28 protein-coding genes are annotated in these 24,119 nt (G+C 66.5%); 20 read left to right on the top strand and 8 right to left on the bottom strand.

Annotation, left to right across the window (positions count from 1 at the left end; all coding sequences use genetic code 11):
- The first annotated feature begins 44 nt into the window (after positions 1-44).
- Together ACSC1R_RS15905 and ACSC1R_RS15910 are read left to right on the top strand one after the other, a co-directional pair.
- Positions 45-1,040 (top strand): PstS family phosphate ABC transporter substrate-binding protein, encoded by a 996-nt coding sequence (locus ACSC1R_RS15905; RefSeq protein WP_439026704.1) that lies wholly within the window; start codon positions 45-47, stop codon positions 1,038-1,040.
- A complete protein-coding gene (locus tag ACSC1R_RS15910) occupies positions 1,037-1,837 on the top strand; it encodes a response regulator (RefSeq protein WP_439026705.1) in 801 nt (266 codons plus the stop codon). Before ACSC1R_RS15905 ends, ACSC1R_RS15910 begins: the two co-directional genes overlap by 4 nt.
- Here the strand turns inward: ACSC1R_RS15910 and ACSC1R_RS15915 are convergent.
- The gene (locus tag ACSC1R_RS15915) at positions 1,834-2,130 is read right to left on the bottom strand and encodes a DUF5779 family protein (RefSeq protein ID WP_439026706.1); all 297 of its coding nucleotides are present in this window, start codon (positions 2,128-2,130) and stop codon (positions 1,834-1,836) included. The two genes, ACSC1R_RS15910 and ACSC1R_RS15915, sit on opposite strands and share 4 nt — an antisense overlap.
- A gap of 155 nt (positions 2,131-2,285) precedes the next feature.
- Here ACSC1R_RS15915 and ACSC1R_RS15920 point away from each other — a divergent pair, with 155 nt between their 5' ends.
- Genes ACSC1R_RS15920 through ACSC1R_RS15935 form a run of 4 tightly spaced genes read left to right on the top strand, consistent with a single transcriptional unit; the run spans position 2,286 to position 6,597 of the window.
- Positions 2,286-2,951 (top strand): nitrous oxide reductase accessory protein NosL, encoded by a 666-nt coding sequence (locus ACSC1R_RS15920; protein WP_439026707.1) that lies wholly within the window; start codon positions 2,286-2,288, stop codon positions 2,949-2,951.
- 3 nt (positions 2,952-2,954) lie between these two features.
- Positions 2,955-4,892, top strand: coding sequence for a NosD domain-containing protein (locus ACSC1R_RS15925; protein ID WP_439026708.1), 1,938 nt, complete (start codon positions 2,955-2,957; stop codon positions 4,890-4,892).
- Complete coding sequence (locus ACSC1R_RS15930; protein ID WP_439026709.1) at positions 4,889-5,698, top strand: ABC transporter ATP-binding protein; 810 nt, start codon at positions 4,889-4,891, stop codon at positions 5,696-5,698. Before ACSC1R_RS15925 ends, ACSC1R_RS15930 begins: the two co-directional genes overlap by 4 nt.
- Positions 5,695-6,597 (top strand): ABC transporter permease, encoded by a 903-nt coding sequence (locus ACSC1R_RS15935; protein ID WP_439026710.1) that lies wholly within the window; start codon positions 5,695-5,697, stop codon positions 6,595-6,597. Before ACSC1R_RS15930 ends, ACSC1R_RS15935 begins: the two co-directional genes overlap by 4 nt.
- A gap of 35 nt (positions 6,598-6,632) precedes the next feature.
- Here ACSC1R_RS15935 and ACSC1R_RS15940 read toward each other — a convergent pair whose 3' ends face one another.
- On the bottom strand, positions 6,633-7,085 hold the full coding sequence (locus ACSC1R_RS15940; protein ID WP_439026711.1) for a ferritin-like domain-containing protein: 453 nt from the start codon (positions 7,083-7,085) through the stop codon (positions 6,633-6,635).
- A 320-nt stretch (positions 7,086-7,405) separates the two neighbouring features.
- Here ACSC1R_RS15940 and ACSC1R_RS15945 point away from each other — a divergent pair, with 320 nt between their 5' ends.
- From ACSC1R_RS15945 to leuD, 7 genes are all read left to right on the top strand, one after another.
- Positions 7,406-8,665 (top strand): LeuA family protein, encoded by a 1,260-nt coding sequence (locus tag ACSC1R_RS15945; RefSeq protein ID WP_439028734.1) that lies wholly within the window; start codon positions 7,406-7,408, stop codon positions 8,663-8,665.
- A 316-nt stretch (positions 8,666-8,981) separates the two neighbouring features.
- Positions 8,982-10,754 carry a biosynthetic-type acetolactate synthase large subunit gene (gene ilvB / locus ACSC1R_RS15950; protein ID WP_439026712.1) on the top strand — a complete coding sequence of 591 codons (1,773 nt, stop codon included), beginning with the start codon at positions 8,982-8,984 and terminating at the stop codon, positions 10,752-10,754.
- Positions 10,751-11,350: an acetolactate synthase small subunit gene (gene ilvN, locus ACSC1R_RS15955; RefSeq protein WP_439026713.1), complete on the top strand. Its 600-nt coding sequence runs from the start codon at positions 10,751-10,753 to the stop codon at positions 11,348-11,350. Before ilvB ends, ilvN begins: the two co-directional genes overlap by 4 nt.
- The gene (gene ilvC, locus ACSC1R_RS15960) at positions 11,347-12,399 is read left to right on the top strand and encodes a ketol-acid reductoisomerase (protein WP_439026714.1); all 1,053 of its coding nucleotides are present in this window, start codon (positions 11,347-11,349) and stop codon (positions 12,397-12,399) included. The genes ilvN and ilvC overlap by 4 nt, the downstream gene beginning before the upstream one ends.
- A 12-nt stretch (positions 12,400-12,411) precedes the next feature.
- Positions 12,412-12,684: a hypothetical protein gene (locus ACSC1R_RS15965; RefSeq protein ID WP_439026715.1), complete on the top strand. Its 273-nt coding sequence runs from the start codon at positions 12,412-12,414 to the stop codon at positions 12,682-12,684.
- A gap of 1 nt (position 12,685) precedes the next feature.
- Positions 12,686-14,113, top strand: coding sequence for a 3-isopropylmalate dehydratase large subunit (leuC, locus tag ACSC1R_RS15970; protein ID WP_439026716.1), 1,428 nt, complete (start codon positions 12,686-12,688; stop codon positions 14,111-14,113).
- A complete protein-coding gene (gene leuD, locus ACSC1R_RS15975) occupies positions 14,106-14,738 on the top strand; it encodes a 3-isopropylmalate dehydratase small subunit (RefSeq protein WP_439026717.1) in 633 nt (210 codons plus the stop codon). Before leuC ends, leuD begins: the two co-directional genes overlap by 8 nt.
- Positions 14,739-14,763: 25 nt before the next feature.
- On the opposite strand, the gene ACSC1R_RS15980 is transcribed toward leuD, so the two are convergent.
- From ACSC1R_RS15980 to ACSC1R_RS15990, 3 genes are read right to left on the bottom strand one after another with little or no spacing between them, the layout of a single operon-like run.
- Entirely contained in the window at positions 14,764-15,471 is a 708-nt protein-coding gene (locus tag ACSC1R_RS15980) for a class I SAM-dependent methyltransferase (protein ID WP_439026718.1), read from the bottom strand.
- A gap of 54 nt (positions 15,472-15,525) precedes the next feature.
- Positions 15,526-16,143 carry a hypothetical protein gene (locus ACSC1R_RS15985; RefSeq protein WP_439026719.1) on the bottom strand — a complete coding sequence of 206 codons (618 nt, stop codon included), beginning with the start codon at positions 16,141-16,143 and terminating at the stop codon, positions 15,526-15,528.
- A complete protein-coding gene (locus ACSC1R_RS15990) occupies positions 16,140-16,706 on the bottom strand; it encodes an NUDIX domain-containing protein (RefSeq protein WP_439026720.1) in 567 nt (188 codons plus the stop codon). The genes ACSC1R_RS15985 and ACSC1R_RS15990 overlap by 4 nt, the downstream gene beginning before the upstream one ends.
- A gap of 310 nt (positions 16,707-17,016) precedes the next feature.
- Here ACSC1R_RS15990 and ACSC1R_RS15995 point away from each other — a divergent pair, with 310 nt between their 5' ends.
- The 3 genes from ACSC1R_RS15995 to ACSC1R_RS16005 all read left to right on the top strand — a co-directional run bounded on the left by ACSC1R_RS15995 (position 17,017) and on the right by ACSC1R_RS16005 (position 18,844).
- Complete coding sequence (locus ACSC1R_RS15995) at positions 17,017-17,994, top strand: isocitrate/isopropylmalate dehydrogenase family protein (protein WP_439026721.1); 978 nt, start codon at positions 17,017-17,019, stop codon at positions 17,992-17,994.
- 50 nt (positions 17,995-18,044) lie between these two features.
- The gene (locus ACSC1R_RS16000) at positions 18,045-18,638 is read left to right on the top strand and encodes a class I SAM-dependent methyltransferase (RefSeq protein ID WP_439026722.1); all 594 of its coding nucleotides are present in this window, start codon (positions 18,045-18,047) and stop codon (positions 18,636-18,638) included.
- A 62-nt stretch (positions 18,639-18,700) separates the two neighbouring features.
- Complete coding sequence (locus ACSC1R_RS16005) at positions 18,701-18,844, top strand: DUF7557 family protein (protein ID WP_439026723.1); 144 nt, start codon at positions 18,701-18,703, stop codon at positions 18,842-18,844.
- A gap of 30 nt (positions 18,845-18,874) precedes the next feature.
- Here the strand turns inward: ACSC1R_RS16005 and ACSC1R_RS16010 are convergent, their stop codons facing one another.
- On the bottom strand, positions 18,875-19,330 hold the full coding sequence (locus ACSC1R_RS16010) for a DUF5799 family protein (protein WP_439026724.1): 456 nt from the start codon (positions 19,328-19,330) through the stop codon (positions 18,875-18,877).
- Between the two features lie 164 nt (positions 19,331-19,494).
- Here ACSC1R_RS16010 and ACSC1R_RS16015 point away from each other — a divergent pair, with 164 nt between their 5' ends.
- Entirely contained in the window at positions 19,495-20,346 is an 852-nt protein-coding gene (locus tag ACSC1R_RS16015) for a ubiquinol-cytochrome c reductase iron-sulfur subunit (RefSeq protein ID WP_439026725.1), read from the top strand.
- A gap of 35 nt (positions 20,347-20,381) precedes the next feature.
- On the opposite strand, the gene ACSC1R_RS16020 is transcribed toward ACSC1R_RS16015, so the two are convergent.
- Positions 20,382-20,774, bottom strand: coding sequence for an OsmC family protein (locus ACSC1R_RS16020; protein WP_439026726.1), 393 nt, complete (start codon positions 20,772-20,774; stop codon positions 20,382-20,384).
- Positions 20,775-21,002: 228 nt separating this feature from the next.
- Here ACSC1R_RS16020 and ACSC1R_RS16025 point away from each other — a divergent pair, with 228 nt between their 5' ends.
- The 3 genes from ACSC1R_RS16025 to ACSC1R_RS16035 all read left to right on the top strand — a co-directional run bounded on the left by ACSC1R_RS16025 (position 21,003) and on the right by ACSC1R_RS16035 (position 23,292).
- Positions 21,003-22,457 carry a hypothetical protein gene (locus ACSC1R_RS16025; protein ID WP_439026727.1) on the top strand — a complete coding sequence of 485 codons (1,455 nt, stop codon included), beginning with the start codon at positions 21,003-21,005 and terminating at the stop codon, positions 22,455-22,457.
- Between the two features lie 135 nt (positions 22,458-22,592).
- The gene (locus ACSC1R_RS16030) at positions 22,593-22,877 is read left to right on the top strand and encodes an ArsR/SmtB family transcription factor (protein ID WP_435320250.1); all 285 of its coding nucleotides are present in this window, start codon (positions 22,593-22,595) and stop codon (positions 22,875-22,877) included.
- Complete coding sequence (locus ACSC1R_RS16035) at positions 22,870-23,292, top strand: hypothetical protein (protein ID WP_439026728.1); 423 nt, start codon at positions 22,870-22,872, stop codon at positions 23,290-23,292. The genes ACSC1R_RS16030 and ACSC1R_RS16035 overlap by 8 nt, the downstream gene beginning before the upstream one ends.
- A 31-nt stretch (positions 23,293-23,323) precedes the next feature.
- On the opposite strand, the gene ACSC1R_RS16040 is transcribed toward ACSC1R_RS16035, so the two are convergent.
- Positions 23,324-24,064: a metal-dependent hydrolase gene (locus ACSC1R_RS16040; protein WP_439026729.1), complete on the bottom strand. Its 741-nt coding sequence runs from the start codon at positions 24,062-24,064 to the stop codon at positions 23,324-23,326.
- Between the last annotated feature and the right edge of the window lie 55 nt (positions 24,065-24,119).

A 24,119-nucleotide genomic window follows, 5' to 3' on the forward strand; every position in this document is an offset into this window, starting at 1 on the left:
CTCATAGCAATGGCCTTGTCGGCGCGAACGGATGCATCCAGTAGATGAGCCGACACGATCCCCGGGGATCTCGGCGTTCGAACCGGCGGTCAGTGCTCCGCGCGTTCGGGGCAGCGGCCGCAGGAACCCTGACCGGGTGTGTGGGTCGGTCCGGTCGGGCGACCCAGACACCAACGACCACCGCCGGCCTATCCGGGACCATCCGCGTCGCAGGGAGCAGTACGGTGTACCCGATGACGCTCGCTGTCGCCGACCGATTCGGCGCCCGCCACGAGTCGGTGTCGGTATCGGTGAGTTCGACGGGCACCGGCGGCGGGTTCGCGGACTTCTTCTGTGACGGGCGAACCCACATCAACGACGCGAGCAGGCGAATCAAAGACACCGAACTCGAGCTGTGCACGGAGAACGGCGTCGACCCCGTCAGGTTCCCGGTCGCGAGCGACGCCCTGACGGTCGTGGTCAACCCCGAGGCAGACTGGGTCGACTGCGTCACGGTCGACGAACTGGCACAAATCTGGGGCCCAGACGGTGCAGACGACTGGAACGAGGTCCGGGAGGGCTGGCCGGCGGAACCGTTCGAACTGTACGGCCCGACGCCCGCTTCGGGAACCTTCGATTACTTCACCGAGGCCATTATGGGCGAAGAGGACGCGCACCGGACTGATTACGAGGGAACGGAACAGGACGCCACCATCGTCTCGAACGTACAGGGTTCACCCTACGCGATGGGCTACTTCGGGATGGCGTACTACCACCGAAACCAGGGAGACATTCGGGCCCTCTCGGTCGACGACGGCTCGGGGTGTATCGTCCCGTCGTCCGAGAGCGTCGAAGCGGAGACGTACACGCCACTGTCGCGTCCGCTGTTCGTGTACGTGGACCGTACCGCCCTCACCGACGACGCGGTTCGAGAGTTCTGTCGGTTCTACCTGCGGGTCTCCAGAGACGTGGCCACCGAAGTCGGGTACGTCCCAGTCTCTCCCGACGTCGCGACCGCGAACCAGCAGCGCCTGGAGCGCATCATCGAGGAGGGACGATGACCGATACGAAGACGCCGATGGACGTCAGCATCGACGGGCGAACACACCCTGGTCCGGAGTCGACCGTCGACGTGCTGTACGTCGACGAGGACCCGACGTACGTCGATCTCGCCGTCCAGCTCCTGGAACGTCGGCACCAGTCGGTCCGTGCCACGGGGCTGTCGGACACGACGAAGGCGCTCGACTGGCTCGACCGCGAACCCGTCGACTGCGTCGTCTGTGGCCACCACCCACCGCGGCTTGACGGTGTCGCGTTCGTGCGACGACTCGGACGGACCCGGCCGGACGTGCCGGTCCTCCTGTTCACGCCCGACGTGACAGCACCACTGGTCGAAGAGGCTCTGGACGCCGGTGCCGTCGACGTCCTTCGAAGGGACACCGCGGGCTGCTCGTTGACGCTCCTCGCGAACCGTGCCGTCGAGGCCGCCGCGGCACGGAACGCGCGGCAGCGCGCTCGCCGCCTCGACCACCTGCTGGAGGCGACCGTCCGCGACCTCTCACTGCTCGAGTGCTGGCGTCGCCTCGGTTCGGTGGCCTTCGATTCGGACCTGCAGGTACTGGAGCACGCCGGTGACGCGCCGAGTACGGTCGGCATCGGGGCCGGCGTGGCGCTCGCGGACTGTTTCGAGGGGCCCACGTGGGAGCGACTGGCTCCCAACTGTCGAGCAGCCCTGGGCGGCGAGTGGCGGCGGCTCACTATCTCGTCCGGGTCGACGAAGGTTCGCGTGTTCACTCGCCCGCGTTCGGCGGGACGAACAGAAGGAGTCCTCCTGGTACGAGAACTGGCAGTCGTCTAGAGCCGGCCGGTGTCTATCTCGATGCCCGGCGGCGAGACGATGAGGAACCCGCGGAAGTGGACGAGTTCGCCGCCAGATTTCTTCACGTCGCGCGCGAACCCCGCGGCGAGTTCGTTCACGTCGCCTTCGATGTGTAACACGAGGATTCGGCCGCTCATGACCGTGTCTATCCACTCTTCCGGTGGCGTCGTTCCGTCGAGCACACCCAGTTCGACGCCACCGACGAGGTCACCGTCCTCGTCGTCGTCGAGGTGGTCCTCGACGGCCCGCAAATCCAGGTCGAAGTCGCCCATGACCGTCTACTCGGTGGGGCCCGAGAAAAATCCTCGCCTCTGGGGCTGTGTCCATCTCCCTTCCGCCGATACCCACCAACTGGGAACGAGGCACAGTAATATTGTGCTTGGCGCACAACATTCTAGTGAGCGAGTCCGCTCGGAAGTGTCCCCACATGCGTAAACCCCACCGACACCACGTCGATTCCCGTCTCACATCCCACGAACAGTGCTGCAGCCACCACCACCACGAGTCGACGAGCGAGAGTTCGACGCGCTCTGGCCCGACGCGCCGCGCCGTCCTCGCCTCTGGGGCGGCCGTCGCCGTGACCGGACTGGCTGGCTGCCTCGGAAGCCTCGACGGGGGCGGGTCGACGCCCACCGCGGTCGCCATCGCAAACCAGGACGCCTGCGACGTCTGTGGCATGGTCATCTCGAAGCACCCCGGCCCCAACGGGCAGGTGTTCTGGAAAGACCACACGCCGGCGGACCACGACGAGCCCTTCCGGTTCGATTCCCTGAAGCAGTGCCTGTTCCCACACCGCTTCGAGAAGACCGAACTCGACTGGGAGCCAGCGGCGACCTACGTGACGGACTACTCGTCGGTCGAGTACACCGTCTCCGAGTCCGAGGGAACGCCGTACATCAGCTCACACACCGACCCCGAGTCGTTCGGCCCGGCCCGGGACGTGTACTACGTCGTCGACAGCGACGTGCACGGTGCGATGGGACCCGATTTCGTGCCGTTCTCGGACCGAGACGACGCCGACAGCTTCGCCGCGGAGTACGGCGGGTCCGTGGTCGAGTTCGGTGACATCTCGCCCGCCCTGGTCGGCAAGTGAGCCATGGACTCACGATACGTCCTCGTGGCGCTGTTCGGGGTGTTGCTGGTGAGTAGCAGCGTCTTCGCCGTGGACGTATCGCCGGACGAGGCCAATCGAGTCGTCGACTTCGGCGACACCATCGTGATGACGGACATGACCCAGGCCGAACTCCGGACCGCCCGCGACCGCGGCCTGTCGGTTCCGCGGGCCGAGGTGTTCTACTCGCGCTATCGCTACGTGGTCGGCCACGAGGGCATCGAGTCACTCGTGACCGAACTCGCCCGAGACGGCCACGAGCGACAGTTCGGGACGCCACTTAGCATCTACGTGACGGATTACTCCCCGGCCGAGCTAACGCTGACCGACGAGGGCTACCTGCAACTCGCGGGGGGCGTGACGCGCTGGGTCGCGGTCGAGGACGCGTCCTTCGTGGTCAGGTCGGCAGCGAAGCGACCCGGTGGCGACGCGACCCTTCCGTTCTCGGGACGCGACGACGCTGCCGCATTCGCGGCCGAGTTCGGCGGAACGGTCGTCGACTGGGAGACGGTGCGTGACCGTGATTTCGGCACCCCTGCCCTCTCCATGGCCGCGGCGGAAGAACGCATCGCGACCCGGAACGCCTGGGCCGATTCGGCCGCCGCGGACGCCCGCAAACTGACCGAACGCCCCGTCTCGGTCGTCGTCGGCCGGGACGCACCCACCCTGGCGGCGGCCATCGCGCAGGCCCCGCCGAACACCACGGTCCGGGTGCCTGCTGGGACCTACACCGACGTGAACCTCACCGTCCGGAAGCCGGTGACCATCGCCGGCGCGGGCGTGAACGAGACGTGGCTCGTCGGCACCGGGAACGGGAGCGTCCTCCGGGTCTTCGACCACCGGGTGGCCGTCACGGGTCTCTCCATCCGCGGCATCGGCGAGGCCCAGGCTGCCCCCAACGTCTCAGTGAACACCGACCGCTGGGACGCCCAGGTCCTGCGCGCCTACGGGTACGCCGCCTCGGGTATCGAGTTCGACGACGCCGGGGGGTCGTACGTCGCGGACGTGTACATCGACACGCCGACCAACGGCGTGACGGTGCGCTACAGCGACGGCGTCGTCGTCGAGCGAATCCGCGTCGACGGCGAGAGCCCCTGGCGTGAGGGCTTCATGAGCACCATCACGGTCCACTCGCGCATACTCGTCCAGGACTCGACGTTCGTCGGCGGTCGCGACGGGGTGTACATGCACCTCGGGGACGGCACCGTGGTCCGGAACAACCACTTCGAGCGCCTGCGCTTCGGCGTCCACGAGATGTACAGCTCGGAGACGCTGGTCGTGAACAACACCGCGACCGAGACCAACATCGGCGTCGTCGTCATGACCGTCCCCGAGGACAACGTCGTCGCGTACAACCACGTCTCGAACTCCACTACGGGGCTCGACGTGGCGGGCCGCTCGTCGTACGTCGTCGAAAACACGGTCGTGGCGAACGACCGCGGCCTCGACGTGGGCTCGTACCGGTCGTACTTTGCCCGGAACGTCGTAGTCGGCAACGGTATCGGCGTCACCGCCTCGACACTCATCCCGACGAACACAGTCGTCGCCAACGACGTGGTCGCGAACGACCGATACGTCCTGGCCTCGCTCGGGCCGGTCCGGGTCTGGACCGACGACGGCGCGGGGAACTACTGGGAAGGTGCGCCGGGCACCGACCGCGACGGTGACGGCGTCATCGACCGGGCGTTCTATCCGACCGGGCCGGTCGACCGGTACGCGGCGGACTCGCCGGACGTGCACGTGCTCGCGCGGTCACCCGCCGTCGAACTCCTCCGCGCCCAGCAGGGCGCAGTACCCGGGCTGCGTCCCAGTGGGGTCGTCGACGAGGCACCGCGGGTGAGTCCGGGCAGGCCCGACGCGGTCGCCGAAGCACTGGCGCAGGTGGCGAACCAGTCCAGACGTGTGACGGAGGGCAGGGCATGAGTGACGCGAGCGAGACCCGGCAGGAAGGGGACGACGCGGAACAGACAGCGTCGACAGACCCTTCGGGCGATATCGTCGCGACCGTCACCGACGTGGGCGTCTCGTTCGGCGACGTGACCGTCTTCGACGGGGTCTCGTTCGAGGTCACCCGCGGGGCCGTGACCGCACTCGTGGGTCCGAACGGTTCCGGGAAGTCCACACTCGTCCACGTCGTCGCCGGATTGTTGCCTGCAACCACTGGGTCGGTCTCGGTCGTCGCGGGCGGGTCCCGGCCGGTCGGGTTCTGTCCGCAGGAGCCGACCTTCCGGGCCGGGTTCACCGTCGAGGAGACGCTCTCGTTCTACGCCGAGTTGCTGGATTCGTCGGTCTCCGTTCGAGAGACGCTCGAACTGGTCGGTCTCGACGGCGTGGCCGACCGACGTGTCTCTGCGCTCTCCGGCGGCATGAAGCGCCTGCTCGGTCTCGGGCAGGCGGTACTCGGCGACCCGCCGCTGCTGGTGCTCGACGAACCAGCGAGCGGGCTCGACCCGGCGATGCGGGCGCACATCTTCGACACTGTCGGGGCCATCGCCGACCGTGGGACCGCCGTGTTGCTCGCCACCCACCACCTCGTCGGCGCGGAGTCCGCGGACCGCCTGCTCGTCATCGACCGGGGCGGCATCGTCGCGTCGGGCACCCCCACGAGCGTCATGGACGAGACGGGGACGGACTCGCTGGAAGCCGCGTTCCGCGACCTCGTCGGCGACGAACTGACGGTCCGATCTGGGACCGAAGGCGCACGGTCGGGAGTGGAGGGGACCCGATGACGACCGCGCGCGATCGGCTGTTCACCGTGGTCGACCGCGAACTCACGACGGTCATTCGGACACCGGTGTACGTCGCCGCGGCGCTCGGGTTCGCGGTCGTCGTCCTGGGGCTGACGCTGGCCAGCGGGACCAGCGGCTACGTCCCCCTGACCGTCGACCTGCTCACGCCGGTCGAGTTCCTCGTGCCCCTGCTCGCGGTCGCGTTCGGCTACCGGGCCATCCAGACCGACGCGGCCGGGAAGGAACTGGCCGTCCTGCGGACCTACCCCCTCCCGCGCTGGGCGTACGTCCTCGGGGTCTACCTCGGGCGGGCGACGGCCGTCCTCTCGGTCGTCTTCGTGACGCTCGTGCTCGCGGGCGTACTGGTCGCCCTGTTCGGCCCCGGCGGAAACCCGGCCATCGCCACCCACGGCGGCGAGGGGTCGTTCGCCGGCTACCTCCGCTTCGTCCTCCTCTCGACTCTCTACGCCGCGGTGGTGCTGGCGGCGGTCGTCGGCATCTCGACGGTCGCCACGACCGGCCGGAGTGCCATCGCGGCCGCGGTCGGCCTCGTCGTCCTGCTCGTCGTGGGACTCGACCTCGGCCTCGTCGGTGCCCTCTCGGCAGGGTTCGTCGGACCCGACACCCTGCGCTACCTGCTCGCGCTCAGCCCCAACAGCGCCTTCCGCGGCCTCGTCCTCGCGCTCTCTGTCGAGACGGTCGAGGCAGCGGCGGTCCCGGCGTCGGCCATCGTCGCCGATTTCGTCGGGCTCGTGCTGTGGCTCGGCGGCTGGCTCGCGCTGGCGACGGCCACGGTCTGGCAGCCGCCGGAGGAAGGTCGCTGGCGGACGGTCACCGAACTGGACGAAGCTACGACAGCAACGGGCGAGGACGGCGAAGAGAACGAGTCGGCCGCGTGAGGAGCCGATTCTGGGGTGTCGACGTCTGCGAGGTATTACTTCTTGTACTCCTTGCGGTAGCCGCGGAACTCCGTGCGGTGTGCCTCCTCGTCGCCGAGGATGGTGACGGCGAGGTCTTCGGTCACGGGGTCGTCGGCTTCCCTGGCCGCGTTGATGAGCGACCGATACGTCTCGATGGCGTCTTCTTCCGCGTCGATGACGCCCTCGATGACCGAGAGCACGTCGGTCGTGTCCGCGGGAGGCTGGAGTGTCTCCTGGCGGGCCTGGAAATCCATCGACCCCGGCGGGGACTCCTCGAGTTGCTTCAGCCGGTTGCCAAGCTGTCGTGCGTGTGTCAGTTCCTCCTGGATGTCCTGGTCCAGGCTCTCTTTGATCTCCTCGGCACGCACACCGTCGAGGACGATAGAGTTCGTCATGTAGTTCATCACGGTCTCTATCTCGTCACTGTACGCCTTCTTCAGGAGGTCGACGACTTGCTGGTCTGCCATACGTGAATATTCTCTCTCCGGCGACATAACAGTGGGGCCAAAGGCAAGCTAGGCTCTGGTCGGCCCACCTCCAGTCGGGGAGCCCACCGGGACCGCGGCCCAGGTGCGCGTGAGCCTGTCACCCCCGCGAACCACCCGCGCACTGGCAACACCTGCCGTGTCGACGAGGCGTCGTGTCTCGAAAATGATGCAGCGCCTCCAAGGAATATAAGGAATATGTATTCTACAGTAGTCGCCGCAGTCTTGCGATTCGACGGTTCGTGATGGTCGTTCACCACGTTCCGACACTCACGGCGCACCTGTCACACCACCAAATTTAAATATCGGTTCGCGCCTCGACTGGAGTACAATGTCGCACCACGACACCCGCTCTGACACCAGTCAGGGCGATCGAGTTCTTCCAGGGCACACTGAACGCCACAACTGAATTCGACACCGCACGCGTATTCGACACCACACTGCGGGACGGCGAGCAGTCCCCACGGACGTCTTTCTCCTACGAAGACAAACGGGACATAGCGGCGCTGCTGGACGAGATGGGCACCCACGTCATCGAGGCAGGGTTCCCCGTCAACTCCGACGCCGAGTTCGAGGCCGTCTCGGACATCGCCACGTACACCGATGCCACGACCTGCGGGCTGGCCCGCGTCGTCGACAAGGACATCGAGGCAGCCATCGACTCCGGCGTCGAGATGATTCACGTCTTCGTGAGCACCTCCGACGTGCAGATAGAGGATTCGATGCACGCCACCCGCGAGCAGGTGAAACAGCGAGCCATCGACTCCGTCCGCCGCGTCAAAGAGGCGGGCGTCGAGTGCATGTTCTCGCCCATGGACGCCACCCGGACCGACGAGGACTTCCTCATCGAGATGGTCGAGGCAGTCACCGAGGCCGGGACCGACTGGATCAACGTCCCCGACACCTGCGGGGTCGCGACCCCGCGACGGTTCTACGACATGATCCAGACCATCGGTGAACACACCACCGCTCGCATCGACGTGCACACGCACGACGACTTCGGGCTGGCGACCGCCAACGCCCTGTCCGGCATCGAGGCCGGTGCCCACCAGGCACAGGTCTCGGTCAACGGCATCGGCGAGCGCGCCGGTAACGCGGCCTACGAGGAGTTCGTCATGGCCGTCGAGTCGGTGTACCAGGCCGACACGGGCATCGACACGACGAAGATTACGGAACTGAGCAAGCTGGTCGAGGCGCGCTCGGACATGCCGGTGCCGGCGAACAAGCCGGTCGTCGGCCAGAACGCCTTCAGCCACGAGTCCGGCATCCACGCCGCGGGCGTCATCGAGAACTCCGACACGTTCGAACCGGGCGTCATGACCCCGGAGATGGTCGGTGCCACGCGCGAGCTGGTACTGGGCAAGCACACCGGCGTCAATGCCGTCCGCCAGCACCTGGTCGAGGCGGGCTTCGACCCGACCGAGTCCCAGGTCCGTGCGGTCACCCGGAAGGTCAAAGACCGCGGCGCGGAGAAAGAACGCGTCACCGCGAGCACGCTGTTCGAGTTCGCCCGCGAAATCGGTATCCCCACCGTGGAGGAGACCGAAGAGGTGAAGGCCTGATGGGCCACCCCCGCAAGGTCTGCCCCACCACCAAGGTTTATATGAACCGCGGGGCGTACACAATCGGTAATGAGACAGTCACCAGCTGCAGACGGGGCACACCTCGCCAGCAGCGGTGCTGTCGTACGGACGCTGTCGATTATCGTAGGGGCCGCCTAGCCCCTACACCACCTCATCCTGACCCGGTTCTCGCATCGTCTCTACAGTCACAGCCGACAGCACGTACGTCAGTAATGTCCCAGCACACACCCGACACCCCGTATCGACCCCGACCGACACCAGCCGCGTTCGACGCGACAGCGACAGGACCACACGCATGAGTGAACGCGCGAGCACGACTCCGACCGACACAGCGACCGGTGAATCGTCCGGCGCGGACACCGAGGCCGACGCCGAACCGACCGTTCCGAAGACCGGCGCGACGGCCGTCATCGAGGCACTGGAGACCGCCGGCGTCGAGTACGCCTTCGGCGTCCAGGGCGGCGCTATCATGCCCGTCTACGACGCGCTGTACCACTCCGACATCTACCACGTCACGATGGCGCACGAGCAGGCCGCCTCGCACGCGGCCGACGCCTACGGCATCGTCGCCGGCGAACCCGGCGTCTGCATGGCCACGTCCGGCCCCGGCGCGACCAACCTCGTGACCGGCATCGCGGACGCCTCGATGGACTCGGACCCGATGATCGCCCTGACCGGGCAGGTCCCGACCGAGTTCGTCGGCAACGACGCCTTCCAGGAGACCGACACCACGGGCGTCACCGCACCCATCACGAAGACGAACTACTTCGCGAGCCACCCGGACACGGTCGGCACGACCGTCTCCGAGGCCTTCGCGCTGGCGCGCGAGGGACGCCCCGGCCCGACGCTGGTCGACCTGCCGAAGGACATCACGCAGGCCGACTCGAACGCGACGGCCGGCCCGCCACAGCTCCCGGACACCTACACGGTGACCGAGGAAGCCGCACCCGACGCGGTCCAGGCGGCCGCCGACGCCATCCAGTCCGCGAACAAGCCGCTGTTGCTGTTCGGCGGCGGCGTCATCAAGGGCGACGCCAGCGAGGAGGCACGGGAATTCGCGACGACCTACGACATCCCGGTCGTCACGACGATGCCCGCGCTGGGCTCGTTCCCCGAGGACCACGAACTCTCGATGGAGATGGCCGGCATGCACGGCACCGGCTACGCCAACATGGCCATCACGATGACCGACTGCCTCGTCGCGGTCGGCTGCCGGTTCGACGACCGCCTGACCGGCGGCATCGAGACGTTCGCGCCCGATGCGGAGGTCGTCCACATCGACATCGACCCAGCCGAGATCAGCAAGAACGTCGAGGCGGACTACCCGCTCGTCGGCGACGCGGCCACCGTCCTGGACCAGCTGGACGAGGCCATCGAGGCACCGCCGCAGACGAAGAAGTGGCGCGCGACCTGCCAGCAGTGGAAGTCCGAGTACCCGATGGACTACCGCGCGCCCGAGGACGAACCGCTCCGACCCGAGTTCGTGGTCGAGGCGTTCGACGAGGCCACCGCGGACGACGCCATCGTCACGACCGGCGTCGGCCAGCACCAGATGTGGGCCGCCCAGTACTGGACGTACAGGACGCCCCGCACCTGGGTCTCCAGCCACGGGCTGGGGACGATGGGCTACGGCCTGCCCGCCGCCATCGGCGCGAAGGTCGCCGCCCCCGACCAGGAGGTCGTCTGCTTCGAAGGTGACGGCTCGTTCCTGATGACCATGCAGGAACTCTCCGTCGCGGTCCGCGAGAACCTCGACATCACCGTCGCGGTGCTGAACAACGAGCACATCGGGATGGTCCGCCAGTGGCAGGACGCCTTCTTCGGCGGCCGCCGCATGGCCTCGGAGTATCCCTGGGTGCCCGCGTTCGACAAGCTCGCCGAGGCGTTCGGCGCGAAGGGCATCGCGGTCGAAGACTACGACGAGGTCGCGGACGCGGTCGAGGAGGCACTGAACTACGACGGCCCAGCGGTCGTCGACTTCCACGTCGACCCCGAGGCGAACGTCTACCCGATGGTCCCGAGCGGCGGCGACAATGGCCAGTTCGCGCTGGAGGAGGGGCACCTATGAGCGGGCTGGAAGGGCCCGCCCCCGAAGAGCGCGTCCGGCCGCAGGGTCGACGCAACAAGCAGGGTATCCGCATCGACCCCGAGGTCGAAGCGGAACAGAAGCCCCGGCGGGCGGTCATCTCCGTGCTGGTCAAGCACGAACCGGGCGTCCTCTCGGACGTCTCCGGTCTGTTCAGCCGCCGGCAGTTCAACATCGAGAGCCTGACCGTCGGGCCGACCGAGGACGACTCGAAGGCTCGCATCACGGTCGTCACCGAGGAACCCGACCCCGGCATCGACCAGATAGAGAAACAGCTCCGGAAGCTGGTTCCGGTCATCTCGGTGAACGAACTGCCCGAGAACGCCATCAACCGCGAACTCGCGCTCATCAAGGTCGACGGCGAGCACCCGGACCAGGTCGCCGCCGTCGCCGACATGTACGACGCGAAGACGGTCGACGCCTGCCGGGAGACGGTGACCGTCGAGATAACCGGCAGCAGACAGAAGATAGAGGCCGCCGTCGAGGCGTTCGAGCGCTTCGGCGTCCGCGAGATAACCCGAACCGGCACCGCCGCACTGGCGCGAGGCACCACCGACACCGCACAGAAGAACCCATGACAGACGACGAGTTCACCACCGAAGTCTACTACGACGACGACGCCGACGCATCGTACATCGAGAACAAGACCGTAGCCGTCCTCGGTTACGGCAGCCAGGGCCACGCCCACGCCCAGAACCTCGCCGAGAGCGGGGTCGACGTGGTCGTCGGCCTGCGCGAGAGTTCGTCCTCTCGCGCCGCCGCCGAAGCCGACGGGCTGGCAGTCGCCACCCCGAAGGAGGCAGCCGAGCAGGCCGACATCGTGTCGGTCCTCGTGCCCGACACCGTCCAGCCCGCCGTCTTCGAGGAGATCGAACCGGTGCTGGACGAGGGCGACACGCTCCAGTTCGCACACGGCTTCAACATCCACTACAACCAGATCGAACCGCCGGCTGGCGTCGACGTGACGATGGTCGCGCCGAAGTCGCCGGGTCACATCGTTCGCCGCACCTACGAGAACGGCGAGGGTGTCCCCGGGCTCATCGCGGTGTACCAGAACGCGACGGGCGAGGCGAAGTCCGAGGCCCTGGCGTACGCCCAGGGCGTCGGCTGCACCCGCGCGGGCGTCATCGAGACGACGTTCCAGGAGGAGACCGAGACCGACCTGTTCGGCGAGCAGGCCGTCCTCTGTGGCGGCGTCACCTCGCTGGTGAAGCAGGGCTACGAGACGCTAGTCGACGCGGGCTACAGCCCGGAGATGGCGTACTTCGAGTGCCTGAACGAGCTGAAGCTCATCGTCGACCTGATGTACGAAGGTGGCCTCGGCGGCATGTGGCACTCCGTCTCGGACACGGCCGAGTACGGTGGCCTGACCCGCGGCGACCGCATCGTCGACGACCACGCCCGCGAGAAGATGGAGGAGGTCCTCGAAGAGGTCCAGAACGGCGAGTTCGCTCGCCAGTGGATTACCGAGAACCAGGCTGGCCGCCCGAGCTACACCCAGCTGAAGCAGGCCGAGGAGAACCACGACATCGAGGCCGTCGGGGAGGAACTCCGCAGCCTCTTCGCGTGGCAGGAAGACGAACAGGAAGACGAACAGACCGAAGAACCAGCGACCGCAGACGACTGAGAACCCACTCCAATGACCACGAATAACGCGAACGGAACGATGCGAGACGTCAGCCACACCAACCCCTACACGGGCGAGAGCATGGGCTCGGTGTTCGAACACGGCGTCACCATCGTCGCAGACGGCGGCCGCGACCCCGAACGAGAGGACGTCGAGGCCGAGACCGAGCCGGACGGAACGCCGATGAAAGAGGTCGACCACACCCCGCCGCACGACGACGGTGAGGGCACCGACCGCGTCTTCGAGCGCGGCGGTGAGGGTGTGCCCGAGGAGACAGAGGAGTAAGATGTCCGAGGGCACGCTCTACGACAAGGTGTGGGACCAGCACACCGTCACGACCCTGCCGACCGGACAGGACCAGCTGTTCGTCGGCCTCCACCTCATCCACGAGGTCACCAGCCCGCAGGCGTTCGGGATGCTCAGAGAGCGCGACATGGAGGTCGCCTACCCCGACCTCACGCACGCGACCGTCGACCACATCGTCCCGACAGCCGACCAGTCCCGCCCGTACAAGGAGGACGCGGCCGAGGAGATGATGGCCGAACTGGAGGAGAACGTGCGCGAGGCCGGCATCGACTTCTCGGACCCGACCTCGGGCGACCAGGGAATCGTCCACGTCATCGGGCCGGAGCAGGGGCTCACCCAGCCCGGCATGACCATCGTCTGTGGCGACTCCCACACCTCGACCCACGGCGCGTTCGGCGCGCTGGCGTTCGGTATCGGGACGAGCCAGATTCGCGACGTGCTCGCGACGGGCACGGTCGCGATGGAGAAACAGAAGGTCCGCAAAATCGAGGTCACCGGCGAACTCGCCGAGGGCGTCGAGGCCAAGGACGTCATCCTCGAGATCATCCGCCGACTCGGCACCGACGGCGGTGTCGGCTACGTGTACGAGTACGCCGGCGAGGCCATCGAGAACCTCGACATGGAGGGCCGGATGTCCATCTGTAACATGTCCATCGAGGGCGGTGCCCGTGCGGGCTACGTCAACCCCGACGAGACCACCTACGAGTGGCTCGAAGGCCGCGACCGCGTCCCCGAGGGCGACGCCTTCGAGGAGCGCAAGGCGTACTGGGAGTCCATCAGCAGCGACGACGATGCAGAGTACGACGACGTGGTCACCATCGACGGCTCCGAGCTGGAGCCGGTCGTCACCTGGGGGACCACCCCGGGCCAGGGCGTCGGCGTCACCGAGCCCATCCCGGAACCCGAAGAGCTGCCCGCCGACAAGCAGGACACTGCCCGGCGCGCCCAGGAGCACATGCGCGTCGAACCCGGCGACACGATGGAGGGCTACCCCATCGACGTGGCCTTCATCGGTTCCTGTACGAACGCCCGGATGCCCGACCTGCGCCGCGCCGCGAGCATCGTCAAGGGCAAGCAGGTCGACGACGACGTGCGCGCTCTGGTCGTCCCCGGCAGCCAGCGCGTCCAGCGCGCCGCCGAGGAAGAAGGCCTCAAGGAGGTCTTCGAGGAGGCCGGCTTCGAGTGGCGTAACGCCGGCTGTTCGATGTGTCTCGCGATGAACGACGATACCCTCGAAGGAGACGAGGCGTGTGCCTCCTCCTCGAACCGGAACTTCGTCGGCCGCCAGGGGTCGAAGGACGGCCGCACCGTCCTGATGAACCCGCGGATGGTCGCCGCCGCGGCCATCAACGGCGAAGTGACCGACGTTCGCACCGTCGAGGAGACGGAGGTGGTCGCCAATGAGTGACGCTGGTGACGGACCTGCCGAAACCGTGAAACACGTCTCCGGGACGGGCATCCCGGTCCGCGGGAACGACATCGACACTGACCAGATCATCCCCGCACGGTTCATGAAGGTCGTCACCTTCGACGGCCTCGGGCAGTTCTCCTTTTTCGACCTGCGCTTCGACGACGAGGACAACCCGAAAGACCACCCGTTCAACGAGGACAGGTTCGAGGGCGCGAACGTCATGGTCGTCAACTCGAACTTCGGCTGTGGCTCCTCGCGCGAGCACGCCCCCCAGGCGCTCATGCGCTGGGGCATCGACGCCCTCATCGGCGAGTCCTTCGCGGAGATCTTCGCGGGCAACTGCCTCGCACTCGGCGTGCCGACCGTCACGGCCGACACCGAGACGGTCGAAGCCATTCAGGACTGGGTGGACGAGAACCCCGACGGGGACATCGACGTGGACGTCGAAGCGGAGACGGTGACCTACGGCGATACCACGGTCGATGTCACCGTCGACGACGCACAGCGCAAGGCGCTCGTCGAGGGCGTCTGGGACACCACGGCGCTGATGAAGGCGAACGCGAACGAAGTCGAGAAGACCGCCGAGAGCCTGCCGTACGTCGAAGACGGCAAGCGGGTCTGAGGACTCGGTTTCGGACGTTCCTGTTCTACTTGGGTATCCAGACCGACGGCACGTGCCGCCACGCCCAGCGCTGCTCGGGTTTCTCCGTGACCTCCCAGAAGCTCCGCGGCCAGGTGCCGACGGCGTCGTGTATCTGGCGGTACGAGAGCGTGCTCTCCTCGCGCATGACGAGGCCGAAGCGCTCGCGGTGGGCGTCGGGGTCGAACTCGTGGTCCAGCTCGTCAGGGTCGGCCGCCTGCAGCCGGCGGTGGTGTGCCGCGGCGAGGCTGTTCATGTAGCCCAGCACGAGGTGCCCGCCGGGCGCGACGGCGTCGTAGAGCGCCTGGAGCGCCCGTGCTGACTCGGGCACGTAACACAGCGTCCCGTAGCAGACCACGAGGTCGAACTCGGTGTCGGGGGCGAACTCGGGAAGGACGGCCTGCTCGAAGCGCACGTTCTCGATGCCCTCCTCGCGGGCACGAGTCCGGTTCTCGGTCAGGATGGGCTCGGCCGCATCGTAGCCGACGACGGTCGTCTCGGGGAACCGGTCGGCGAGGTCGAAGGTGACGACGCCGGGGCCACAGCCCACGTCGGCGACCGTGTCGGGGACGCCCTTCGCGGCGACGAAGTCCGCCAGGAGTTCGCGCATGTGGTGGGCGCTCGGGGTCGCGCTCTCGCGGGCCTCGTCGTCGGCGTCGGTCCAGTAGCGGTTCCAGTCGATGGTGTCGGGGTGTGTCCGGTCTGTCGCGGTCATGTCGATGGGTGGGGCAGTCTGCGGCCGGGTCGCGCCAGGTGGCGTCGATGCTGCTCACTCGAGGAACAGTCGGGCGTCGGCCTCGACCATCCCCGACTCGTCGCCGGGCACGTCCTGGAACCAGTCGACCGTGAAGTCGTCGGGGGCGACGTCGTCGTTCTCGATGGCGTCGGGATTCAACCGGGGGGCTGGGCGGGCTTCGGGCCTCGCTGCGGGGACGGCCCGGAACACGACGTGCGTCGTGGACTCGAAGACCTCCTCGGAGCCCTCGACGCGGTGGTCGACGCGTCGGATTCGCTCGGTTCCAGCGAACTCGACCGCGACGCCGGTGAGGTGTTCGATTTCGGCGAGTGCGGGCGGTAGCCAGTCCTCGCGCGGCTCGACCTTGACGTTCGGCATGAGCGGGGCCCCGGAGGGTTCGTGGACCATCAGGAGTATCCTGCCGTCCTCGTCGACGATTCCGGCGATGGCGCGGCCCGCATAGTCGGCCTCGCAGTGGTCCGCTCCCTCGTGGTCGTTGGGCGTCTCCTGGTAGTCGGCGTCGACCTCGTCGGCGAGCGATTGCAGGTCGGTGAACTGGTCGAACGTGGACGGTACGTCGGTCTCGGTGGGTGTGGCGTGCTCGGACATGTGTTGGATGTGTCGCTGGTTCGCGGGCGGTTCGCCTGTCATCGGTCGAGGAACGAGCGGATGTCAGCGACGACGTTCTGGTTCCCCCGCTCCGGGTCGGTCGGGAACGTCTCGTACCAGCCGACCGTCCAGTCATCGCCGTCGTCGCCGTCGTCGATGGCCGGGTCGTTCGGGGGGTCGGAAGAGTCACGGGGTGTCGCCTCGAAAACCACGTCGTAACCGGTGGTCTCGTGGTCGTCGTCGGTCTCCGCGCGGAACGATTTACGTCTGATTCGTCGGATGGTTTCGACTTCGACCGCGATGCCGACCCGCTCGCGAACTGCTCGCTCTCCGGCGGCGACGAAGTCCTCGCCGGGGTCGACGGGGGCGTGGGGTAGCAGCGTGTGGCCCGCATCCTCGTTGACGAGCAGCAGGACGCGTGCGGCGTCGTCGGTGACCCCGACAACGGCCATGCCGGCGATGGGTTCGTACACGTCGTAGTGGCCCTGGTGGACCTCGGTCGGTTGCTCGACCGACTCGACGGCGGGGTGGTCGAAGTGCGAGGCGGGGGTGGTCAGCGGGCGGGCGTCAGCAGGGGACCTGGAATCGGCGGAGATGTCTCTCATGTGTCCTGTCTGTTTTCGGATTGGCAGTCGCTCGGTGGGCAGTGTCGCTGTCGTGGTCGCGGTCGTGTTCGGTCCTGTACTTACCGAACACCGGGGGTTCGTTCCCCGGAGAAGTAGCTACTGGAGACTGATACAAATAGTTACCGATTTAATTACGCACTGCTAGTGCATTTAATAATTCGATGCCCGGGGATAAAAGTCTTGGGGTGGCGTTCGCGTGACAGGTCGGTCGAAACCGCACAGCTGCCGACCCGGAGAACATCTGCCGATACCGAATACCTTTCCCCCCGTCCTACCGTCATCGCGAGCAATGAGCGAACACATCGCCGTCATCCCCGGCGACGGTATCGGACAGGAGGTCGTCCCGGCCGCCATCGAAGTGCTGGACGCGGTCGGCAACTTCGAATTCGAGTACGGTGAAGCGGGCGACGCGACGAAAGAAGAGACCGGCGACGCACTCCCCCCGGAGACCCGAGACCTCGCGGCGCAGGCCGATGCGACGCTGTTCGGCGCGGCCGGTGAGACCGCAGCCGACGTCATCCTCCCGCTCCGGGACATCGTGGACTCGTTCGTGAACGTGCGGCCCGCCCGCGCGTACCCGGGCGTGGACGCGCTCCGCCCTGAGACGGACCTGGTCTTCCTGCGCGAGAACACGGAAGGCGTCTACTCCGGCCACGAGGACCGCCTCTCGGACGACCTCTCGACGCTGACCCGCGTCGTCACCTCGTCGGCGTCGGCCCAGCTCGCCGAGTACGCCTGCGAGTACGTCGACGAACGCGGCATGGACTCCTTCCACGTCGCCCACAAGGCGAACGTGATGCGCGAGACCGACGGGCGCTTCCGCGACACTGTCGTCGACGTGGCCGAGGCCAACGACGTGGCGACCGAGGAGGTCCTGATGGACGCCTTCGCGACCCACATCTGTCTCGACCCGACGCAGTTCGAGGTCGTCGTCTGCCCCAACCTCGCGGGCGACGTGCTCTCGGACCTCGCGGCCGGGCTCGTCGGCGGGCTCGGCCTGCTCCCGAGCGCGAACATCGGGCCGGACAACGCCCTGTTCGAACCGGTCCACGGGACCGCTCCCGACATCGCCGGTGAGGGCGTCGCCAACCCGTCGGCGACAATCCTCTCGGCCGCCATGCTGCTGGAGTACCTCGGCTACGACGAGGAGGGCCAGACGGTCCGCGATGCCGTCGAAGCGACCCTCGAAGAGGGCCCGACCACGCCCGACCTCGGTGGCGACGCGAGCACCGAGGAGGTTACCGCGGCCATCGTCGACCGGCTCTGAACCACCGCCAGGGTCGACACACCTTTCAGTCGACCGGCTGACACTGGTGTATGGACGAGGTCTCCCGCACCGAATCCGTGTACGAACGTGAGAGTGACGCGTTCATCGAGAAGTACCGGTCGGCGTCGGTCGCGGCACTCTACGGTGACCGATTCTTCGAGGCCCTCTCGGGTGAGCACATCCTCGACGTGGGCTGTGGCCCCGGACCAGACACTGCCGTGTTCGCAGACCGGGGGTATTCGGTGACCGGTCTCGACCGCACTGCCTCTTTCCTGCAAGCCGCGCGTGCCGAGATTCCGGTAGGCCGGTTCGTGCGCGGCGACATGCGACGACTCCCGTTCGAGGACGACTCGTTCGACGGCGTCTGGGCGTCCGCGTCGCTGCTCCACGTCCCCCGCAGGGACGTTCCCGCCACGCTGCGAGCGTTCCGTCGGGTCCTCGCACCTGACGGGGTGGTGTTCGTCTCGCTCAAGCGCGGCGACGAGACCGGATTCGCCAGCGACGGCCGGTACTTCGAACGGTACACACCCGCTGAGGTCAGGAGCCTGTTCGAGACCGCTGGCTTCGACAACCCGGCCGTCGAAGCGAAACCCGACTGGATACAGGTGCTCGGCGGCGAACACGACCGCACCACCAGCCAGTGAACAGCGAGCCAGCAGGTTCTCGGAGTGACTTTTAATCGGCCTCATCCCGTATCTCACCCTGTATGCCGACCATCGAGATCAGCGAGAAGACGAAAGAACGACTCGACAGGCTCCGCGAGGAGGACGAGACAGACGACGAACTCATCACCGAACTCATCAACATCTACGAGGCGAGCGAGCGGACCCTGTTCCACGCGGGGGACTGACTCTTCGCCGACGGCCGTCTCTGTGTCGGACTACGCCGACTTCGCCGCCGTCGAACAGACCGAGGCCCAGCGACCCTTCGATTCGAGGTGTGCCTGGAGCGTTTCGGCGTACTCCGTCGCGAGTTCGCTCGCCGCTTCGGTCCGTTCTGCCTCGCGCTTCTTGCCGCCGCCACCCATCCCGAGGGCACTCTTGACCGAATCGAACAGGCCGCCACCGCCGCCACCACCGGAGCCGCCGGGGGACCCACCCATCCCCTGCATCTGCTGGGAGATGCGCTCCAGTTCGGGGATGATGGCGGGGAGTTTCTCGTCGTTCACGACGATTCGGGCCTCCTCCGGGTTCTCGGGGTTCTCTATCTCGAACTCGATGGCGCTCATGATGAGGTCCCACTCCTGGTTCGTGAACTCGGAGTCGATGACCCGCTGATTGAACTCCTTGTCGACCGTCATCCGGTCGCCGACGATTGTGTCCTGCCAGTTTGCCATGCCCGACGGTTAGGTCAGCACGCGTATCAGAATTGTGTCTCCGGGAGCGGTCGACCCCCGCAATATTATTACTAGAGATACAAAACTTTTCTGTCGTGTCTCAGAACCTGATAGTCGGCACGTGTTTTCCTACGATATCGGTCACAATTCCGAGACGGTCTCCGATGGACGAAGACAAGTACCCTCCAGAGACGGATAGACGCCGGTTCGTGAAAGGTGTCCTCGGCGGTTCCTCCATGGCCGCTATCACGACCGCCGGTGCCGCCGCAGTGAACACCGCCACGACCGACGTTGGTGAAGGCGGCGGCTCCGTGACGTACCGGGCGATACGGAACACCGATGGGCCCGCGCCCCGCGGGCTCCCACAGATACCCCTCGAAACGGACGAGGATGGCTACCTCAAGGGCGTCTGGCCCGAAGCCGAGACACGAACGCTCGACGACGGTACCGAGATAACCGTCGCCGAGACCGACATCGCGGGCGTCACCTACTCCTCACGCTGGTTCCAGTACTGCGGCGTCCAGACGTACCGCAACATCCGGCCCGACTCCGACCACGACAACTACCTCCGGTACGAACCCGCGACGACGTACGACTGGCAGCGCCAGGCGGTCGAAGGCGGGGAGAAGGTCCACCCCGAGGACTTCGTGCCCTACGAGGACTGGACGAACCACATCGGTGACCCGGGGTACGGCAAACCCGCCGACTGCAACTGGCGTTCCCACGCGGACTCGGTTCCCGCAGAAGAGAGTCTCGCCGTGCAGGTCATCCGGAGCCCGCTCATCGAGGAAGCCGCGAAGGAGGACGAATGGATCGCCGCCTCGACGGTAAAGGGCTGTCTCGCCTTCATGAACAAGTGCACCCACTTCTGTTGCATCCCCGGGTTCAAAGACAGCGGCGACGCACCGAAGTTCGGTGCGGCGAACAAGAGTTACTGTGGCTGTCACCAGTCGGTGTACGACCCGTTCGACATCGTCGAGAAGACGTACATCGCGCTCCCGCGACCGGACGAGTGAGTCGGGGCTAGACGCGACCCCGACCGCAGGTCACCTCAGAACGCGCCGTCTTCGAGTTCGACCGTCGCGTGCAGGCTCTCTTTGAGCGCGTCGTGGACCTTACAGAGGGCCTCGGCTCGCTCGACGACGGCGTCACCCTTGTCGCCGACCTCGTTCTCGACTTTCACGTCGAACGTGATGGCGTCGAGTTTGTCGTCGTCGTTGAGGTCGCCGGTGGTGTGAATCTCCACGCGGCCGAGGTCGCCGGCCTTGCGTTGCTCGGCGGCGACGCGAAGCGCGGGGACGAAACACGCCGCGTAGGAGGCCAGCAGGCTCTCCAGTGTGTCGGGCGCGCCCTCACCGGTCGCGTCGATGGTGGTCTCGAAGTCGCGGATTTCGTTCGTCGCGCTGAACCCCTCCTCGGAGATGGTACGGACTTCCTTGGACATTGCATCCCTATTTCTCACGGAAGCGGGGTAAGCGTTGGCCTCCCGGTGGTCGCTGTCCGGTGTCTCCGACGCGGCCGGGCGCGCGGTTCGTGCCGCGAAAACCGCCCGACTCCGGCCGATTCTGGGGCCATCGTGGGACGAATTTGGGTCTAACCTGTGGTCGAGTTTCGTGTAACCTCGGCGAACGCTCTTTAGGTACTTCGGGCTCTGTCGGGCTGAGGTTCAGACATGAAAGCACGAACGATGACCGCGGTCGGGTTCGCCGCCTTGCTCCTCACGTCGAGTGTGTTCGGCGTGGTGGGCGCGGCACCCGACGAGACGACGACCCAACCCGAACCGACCGGCGACTGGACCGCCGAACTGACCTGGTATCTCGGCCTGTTCGAGTTGAGCGACGACCAGGTCGACGCCATCGTCGCCGAGGCCGAACGCATGCACGACGACGGTGCGACCGCACACGAGCTTCGCCACGAAGTCGTCGATTCGCTCCGCCAGTACGGCGTGGACGAGCGCGAGATTCGTGAGAAGGCCCAGTTGCGCGTCCTGTACGAACTCAAGACGCACTACGACCTGACCGACGCCCAGCTCGACGAGCTGACGACGATGGTCGTCACGATGTACGAGGATGGCGAAGCTATCCCCGAAATCAAGCACGCCATCGTCTGGCAGCTCCAGGACTACGGCGTCGACACGACCGACCTCGAAGAGCGCATGTGGCAGGCCCGGTACGACCACCTGCTGAAGCGGTACGACCTGACCGAGTCCGAGGCTCAGCTCATCCTCGACGACGCCCGCGCCCTGTTCGAAGACGGCGCGACCTGGGACGACATCCAGGACTCGGTCCGCTCGCACCTCCGCGAGTTCGACGCCAGGCGCGTCGACAACGGCCACTGGCGCGACAAGCTCCAGCACGTCAAGAAGATCCACGACCTGGCCCACCGGTACGGCCTCAGCGGCGAGGAAGTCCGTGACGTGGTCAGCACGGCCCGCGAGATGAAGGCCGACGGCGCGAGCAACGGGGAGATTCGCGCCGCAGTCGGCGACATGGACCGCGACTACGCCAGCACGAACCACAACGACCGGCTCGGGCAGCTCGCTGAGCGCCTCCAGGCGAACTTCCCCCTGACCGACGGCGAGGTCCGCGACATCGTCTCGACGGTGCAGAGGCTGCAAGAGAACGGCGCGGACCGGGAGAAGATCGAGCGGGTGGTGAAAGAGAAGGTGAAGGCGTACACCGCCGACGACCGCCGTGAGCACGACTTCGAGCGTCTCGCGAAGCACCTGAGCGAGAACTTCCCGCTCTCGCACGACGAGGTCCGGCGAATCGTCACGATGGCCGAAGAGATGCACGAGAACGGTGCCGACCGCGCCGAAATCAAGCAGGCCGTCCGCGAGAGGGTGAAAGACTACACCGCAGACGACCGCAAGAAGGCCGTCGCAACGCGCGTCGCACACCACCTGCACAGCGAGTACGACCTGAGCCGCGAGGAGGTCAAGACGGTCCTGCGGGAGGCCCGGGACCTGCGGAACGACGGGGCATCTTGGGCCGAAGTCCGCGAGTACATCACGGACCGCGCGGCGGCACTCTCCGGTGACGAGATGGACGCCAGCGATGGGTCCGACGACGCCGACGGCGCCACCCCCGAACGTCCCGAGAACGACCGGTTCGTCGCCCTGGCCTGAAGCCACTGACCTGACACCACTGGCTCGGCCCGACGCTGACGCGACGGCCCGCCAGGCTTGCTTCCACGACCGCCAGCCGACCCCATTCACTTATTACCGTTTTCACGGTACTGGGAACAGACATCGATGCGAAAGGTGCTCTGGTGGCTCATCGGCGGTGCTCGCGGGGGTCGGAATCGCCTGCGCATCGTCTACGCGCTCGACCAGAAACCGATGAACACCAACCAGCTGTCGAACGCGCTCGACCTCGATTACAAGACGGTGCAACACCACCTCGAGCTACTGACCGAGAACAACGTACTGATGACCATGGGCGACGATTACGGCAAGACCTACTTTCTGACCGACCAGATGGAAGCGAACATGGACGTGCTCGACGAGATCGCCGAGCAGGCCGACCTGGGTGATGTGGATGTCTGAGGTGAACCCGGGACGGCGGACGCTCGCCGTCGCGCTCGTGGCCTTCGTCGTCGCCATCGTGGCGACGTTCCTGTTCACCCGGCTCGTCGGGCGGCTCCCCCTGACCGACCGTCCCGAAATCGCCATCCAGCTCGTCGTCAAGATGTTCGTCTCGACGTTCACCGTCGTCTTGCTCATCGCGCTGACGATGAACTACCTGACCGTCTACCGAGAGATGCCCAACAGATTCACGCTGAGTCTCATCATCTTCTGTCTCTCGCTGTTGCTGTACGCCCTCACGTCGGTCCCCATCGTCGCGATGATATTCAGCGGCTTCAGACAGGGAATCAGCGCCAGCATCGGCCCGTTCGCGTTCATCCCCGACATGTTCGCGAGCATCGCGGTGTTGATACTGTTACACCAGAGTTACGAGTGAACGTTCACGGCTGAAACGGGGAACGGTCGGGTTACCGGTCCAGCAGGTTCTCGCTCAGTTCCCAGGACTCGTCACCCTCCAGGACGACGACCTCGGCGTCGCTCCCGGTGGCTTTGACCTCGCGAGCGAAGTCGTTGGGGTCCTGTTCGATGGGCGGGAACGTGTCGTAGTGCATCGGGAACGCGTAGTCCACGTCCAGCCAGTCGACCGCGATGGCGGCCTGCCACGGGCCCATGGTGAAGTGGTCGCCGATGGGGAGGGCGGCCGCGTCGGGCTGGAGGTGCGGCCCGATGACGTCGCGCATCTCGGTCATCAGCGCGGTGTCGCCCGCGTGGTAGAAGGTCTCGGACTCCTTGTCGTCGACCTGCGTCGGCTTCGTGTTCGAGATGATGAAGCCGGCCGGCATCCCCCCGGAGGTGCCGTAGCTGGTGTCCATCCCGTTGGTGTGGTCGGCCCGGTGCATCGTGACGTAGGCGTCACCACACTCGACGGTGCCGCCGAGGTTCATGCCCATGCCGCCGACGGCCTCGTACTCGCCGAACTCGTCGCGGCAGTACTCGACGATTTCGGGTGTCGCGACGAGTTTCGTCCCCTCGTAGCGGTCCACGTCACCGATGTGGTCGGCGTGCCCGTGCGTGAGGAGGAGGTAGTCCGGGTCGAGTTCCTCCGGGTCGGTCGACGTCTTCGGGTTGTCGAAGAACGGATCGATGAGCAGCTCTGTATCGCCGACCGTCACGAGCCACGTCGAGTGGCCGTACCAGGTGAGTTGCATGGCGTCTGGTACTACTCTCGAAATGCACTTAAAAGTGCACGCGGCGGCAGGGGTG

The sequence above is a fragment of the Haloarchaeobius ordinarius genome (assembly GCF_051801355.1).
Lineage (GTDB): Archaea > Halobacteriota > Halobacteria > Halobacteriales > Natrialbaceae > Haloarchaeobius.

Excerpts from the sequence above, each read along its gene's own strand:
- ACSC1R_RS15905 (WP_439026704.1), top strand. The coding sequence starts at position 45 with ATGAGCCGACACGATCCCCGGGGATCTCGGCGTTCGAACCGGCGGTCA.
- ACSC1R_RS15910 (WP_439026705.1), top strand. The coding sequence starts at position 1,037 with ATGACCGATACGAAGACGCCGATGGACGTCAGCATCGACGGGCGAACA.
- ACSC1R_RS15915 (WP_439026706.1), bottom strand. The coding sequence starts at position 2,130 with ATGGGCGACTTCGACCTGGATTTGCGGGCCGTCGAGGACCACCTCGAC.
- ACSC1R_RS15920 (WP_439026707.1), top strand. The coding sequence starts at position 2,286 with ATGCGTAAACCCCACCGACACCACGTCGATTCCCGTCTCACATCCCAC.
- ACSC1R_RS15925 (WP_439026708.1), top strand. The coding sequence starts at position 2,955 with ATGGACTCACGATACGTCCTCGTGGCGCTGTTCGGGGTGTTGCTGGTG.
- ACSC1R_RS15930 (WP_439026709.1), top strand. The coding sequence starts at position 4,889 with ATGAGTGACGCGAGCGAGACCCGGCAGGAAGGGGACGACGCGGAACAG.
- ACSC1R_RS15935 (WP_439026710.1), top strand. The coding sequence starts at position 5,695 with ATGACGACCGCGCGCGATCGGCTGTTCACCGTGGTCGACCGCGAACTC.
- ACSC1R_RS15940 (WP_439026711.1), bottom strand. The coding sequence starts at position 7,085 with ATGGCAGACCAGCAAGTCGTCGACCTCCTGAAGAAGGCGTACAGTGAC.
- ilvB (WP_439026712.1), top strand. The coding sequence starts at position 8,982 with ATGAGTGAACGCGCGAGCACGACTCCGACCGACACAGCGACCGGTGAA.
- ilvN (WP_439026713.1), top strand. The coding sequence starts at position 10,751 with ATGAGCGGGCTGGAAGGGCCCGCCCCCGAAGAGCGCGTCCGGCCGCAG.
- ilvC (WP_439026714.1), top strand. The coding sequence starts at position 11,347 with ATGACAGACGACGAGTTCACCACCGAAGTCTACTACGACGACGACGCC.
- ACSC1R_RS15965 (WP_439026715.1), top strand. The coding sequence starts at position 12,412 with ATGACCACGAATAACGCGAACGGAACGATGCGAGACGTCAGCCACACC.
- leuC (WP_439026716.1), top strand. The coding sequence starts at position 12,686 with ATGTCCGAGGGCACGCTCTACGACAAGGTGTGGGACCAGCACACCGTC.
- leuD (WP_439026717.1), top strand. The coding sequence starts at position 14,106 with ATGAGTGACGCTGGTGACGGACCTGCCGAAACCGTGAAACACGTCTCC.
- ACSC1R_RS15980 (WP_439026718.1), bottom strand. The coding sequence starts at position 15,471 with ATGACCGCGACAGACCGGACACACCCCGACACCATCGACTGGAACCGC.
- ACSC1R_RS15985 (WP_439026719.1), bottom strand. The coding sequence starts at position 16,143 with ATGACAGGCGAACCGCCCGCGAACCAGCGACACATCCAACACATGTCC.
- ACSC1R_RS15990 (WP_439026720.1), bottom strand. The coding sequence starts at position 16,706 with ATGAGAGACATCTCCGCCGATTCCAGGTCCCCTGCTGACGCCCGCCCG.
- ACSC1R_RS15995 (WP_439026721.1), top strand. The coding sequence starts at position 17,017 with ATGAGCGAACACATCGCCGTCATCCCCGGCGACGGTATCGGACAGGAG.
- ACSC1R_RS16000 (WP_439026722.1), top strand. The coding sequence starts at position 18,045 with ATGGACGAGGTCTCCCGCACCGAATCCGTGTACGAACGTGAGAGTGAC.
- ACSC1R_RS16005 (WP_439026723.1), top strand. The coding sequence starts at position 18,701 with ATGCCGACCATCGAGATCAGCGAGAAGACGAAAGAACGACTCGACAGG.
- ACSC1R_RS16010 (WP_439026724.1), bottom strand. The coding sequence starts at position 19,330 with ATGGCAAACTGGCAGGACACAATCGTCGGCGACCGGATGACGGTCGAC.
- ACSC1R_RS16015 (WP_439026725.1), top strand. The coding sequence starts at position 19,495 with ATGGACGAAGACAAGTACCCTCCAGAGACGGATAGACGCCGGTTCGTG.
- ACSC1R_RS16020 (WP_439026726.1), bottom strand. The coding sequence starts at position 20,774 with ATGTCCAAGGAAGTCCGTACCATCTCCGAGGAGGGGTTCAGCGCGACG.
- ACSC1R_RS16025 (WP_439026727.1), top strand. The coding sequence starts at position 21,003 with ATGAAAGCACGAACGATGACCGCGGTCGGGTTCGCCGCCTTGCTCCTC.
- ACSC1R_RS16035 (WP_439026728.1), top strand. The coding sequence starts at position 22,870 with ATGTCTGAGGTGAACCCGGGACGGCGGACGCTCGCCGTCGCGCTCGTG.
- ACSC1R_RS16040 (WP_439026729.1), bottom strand. The coding sequence starts at position 24,064 with ATGCAACTCACCTGGTACGGCCACTCGACGTGGCTCGTGACGGTCGGC.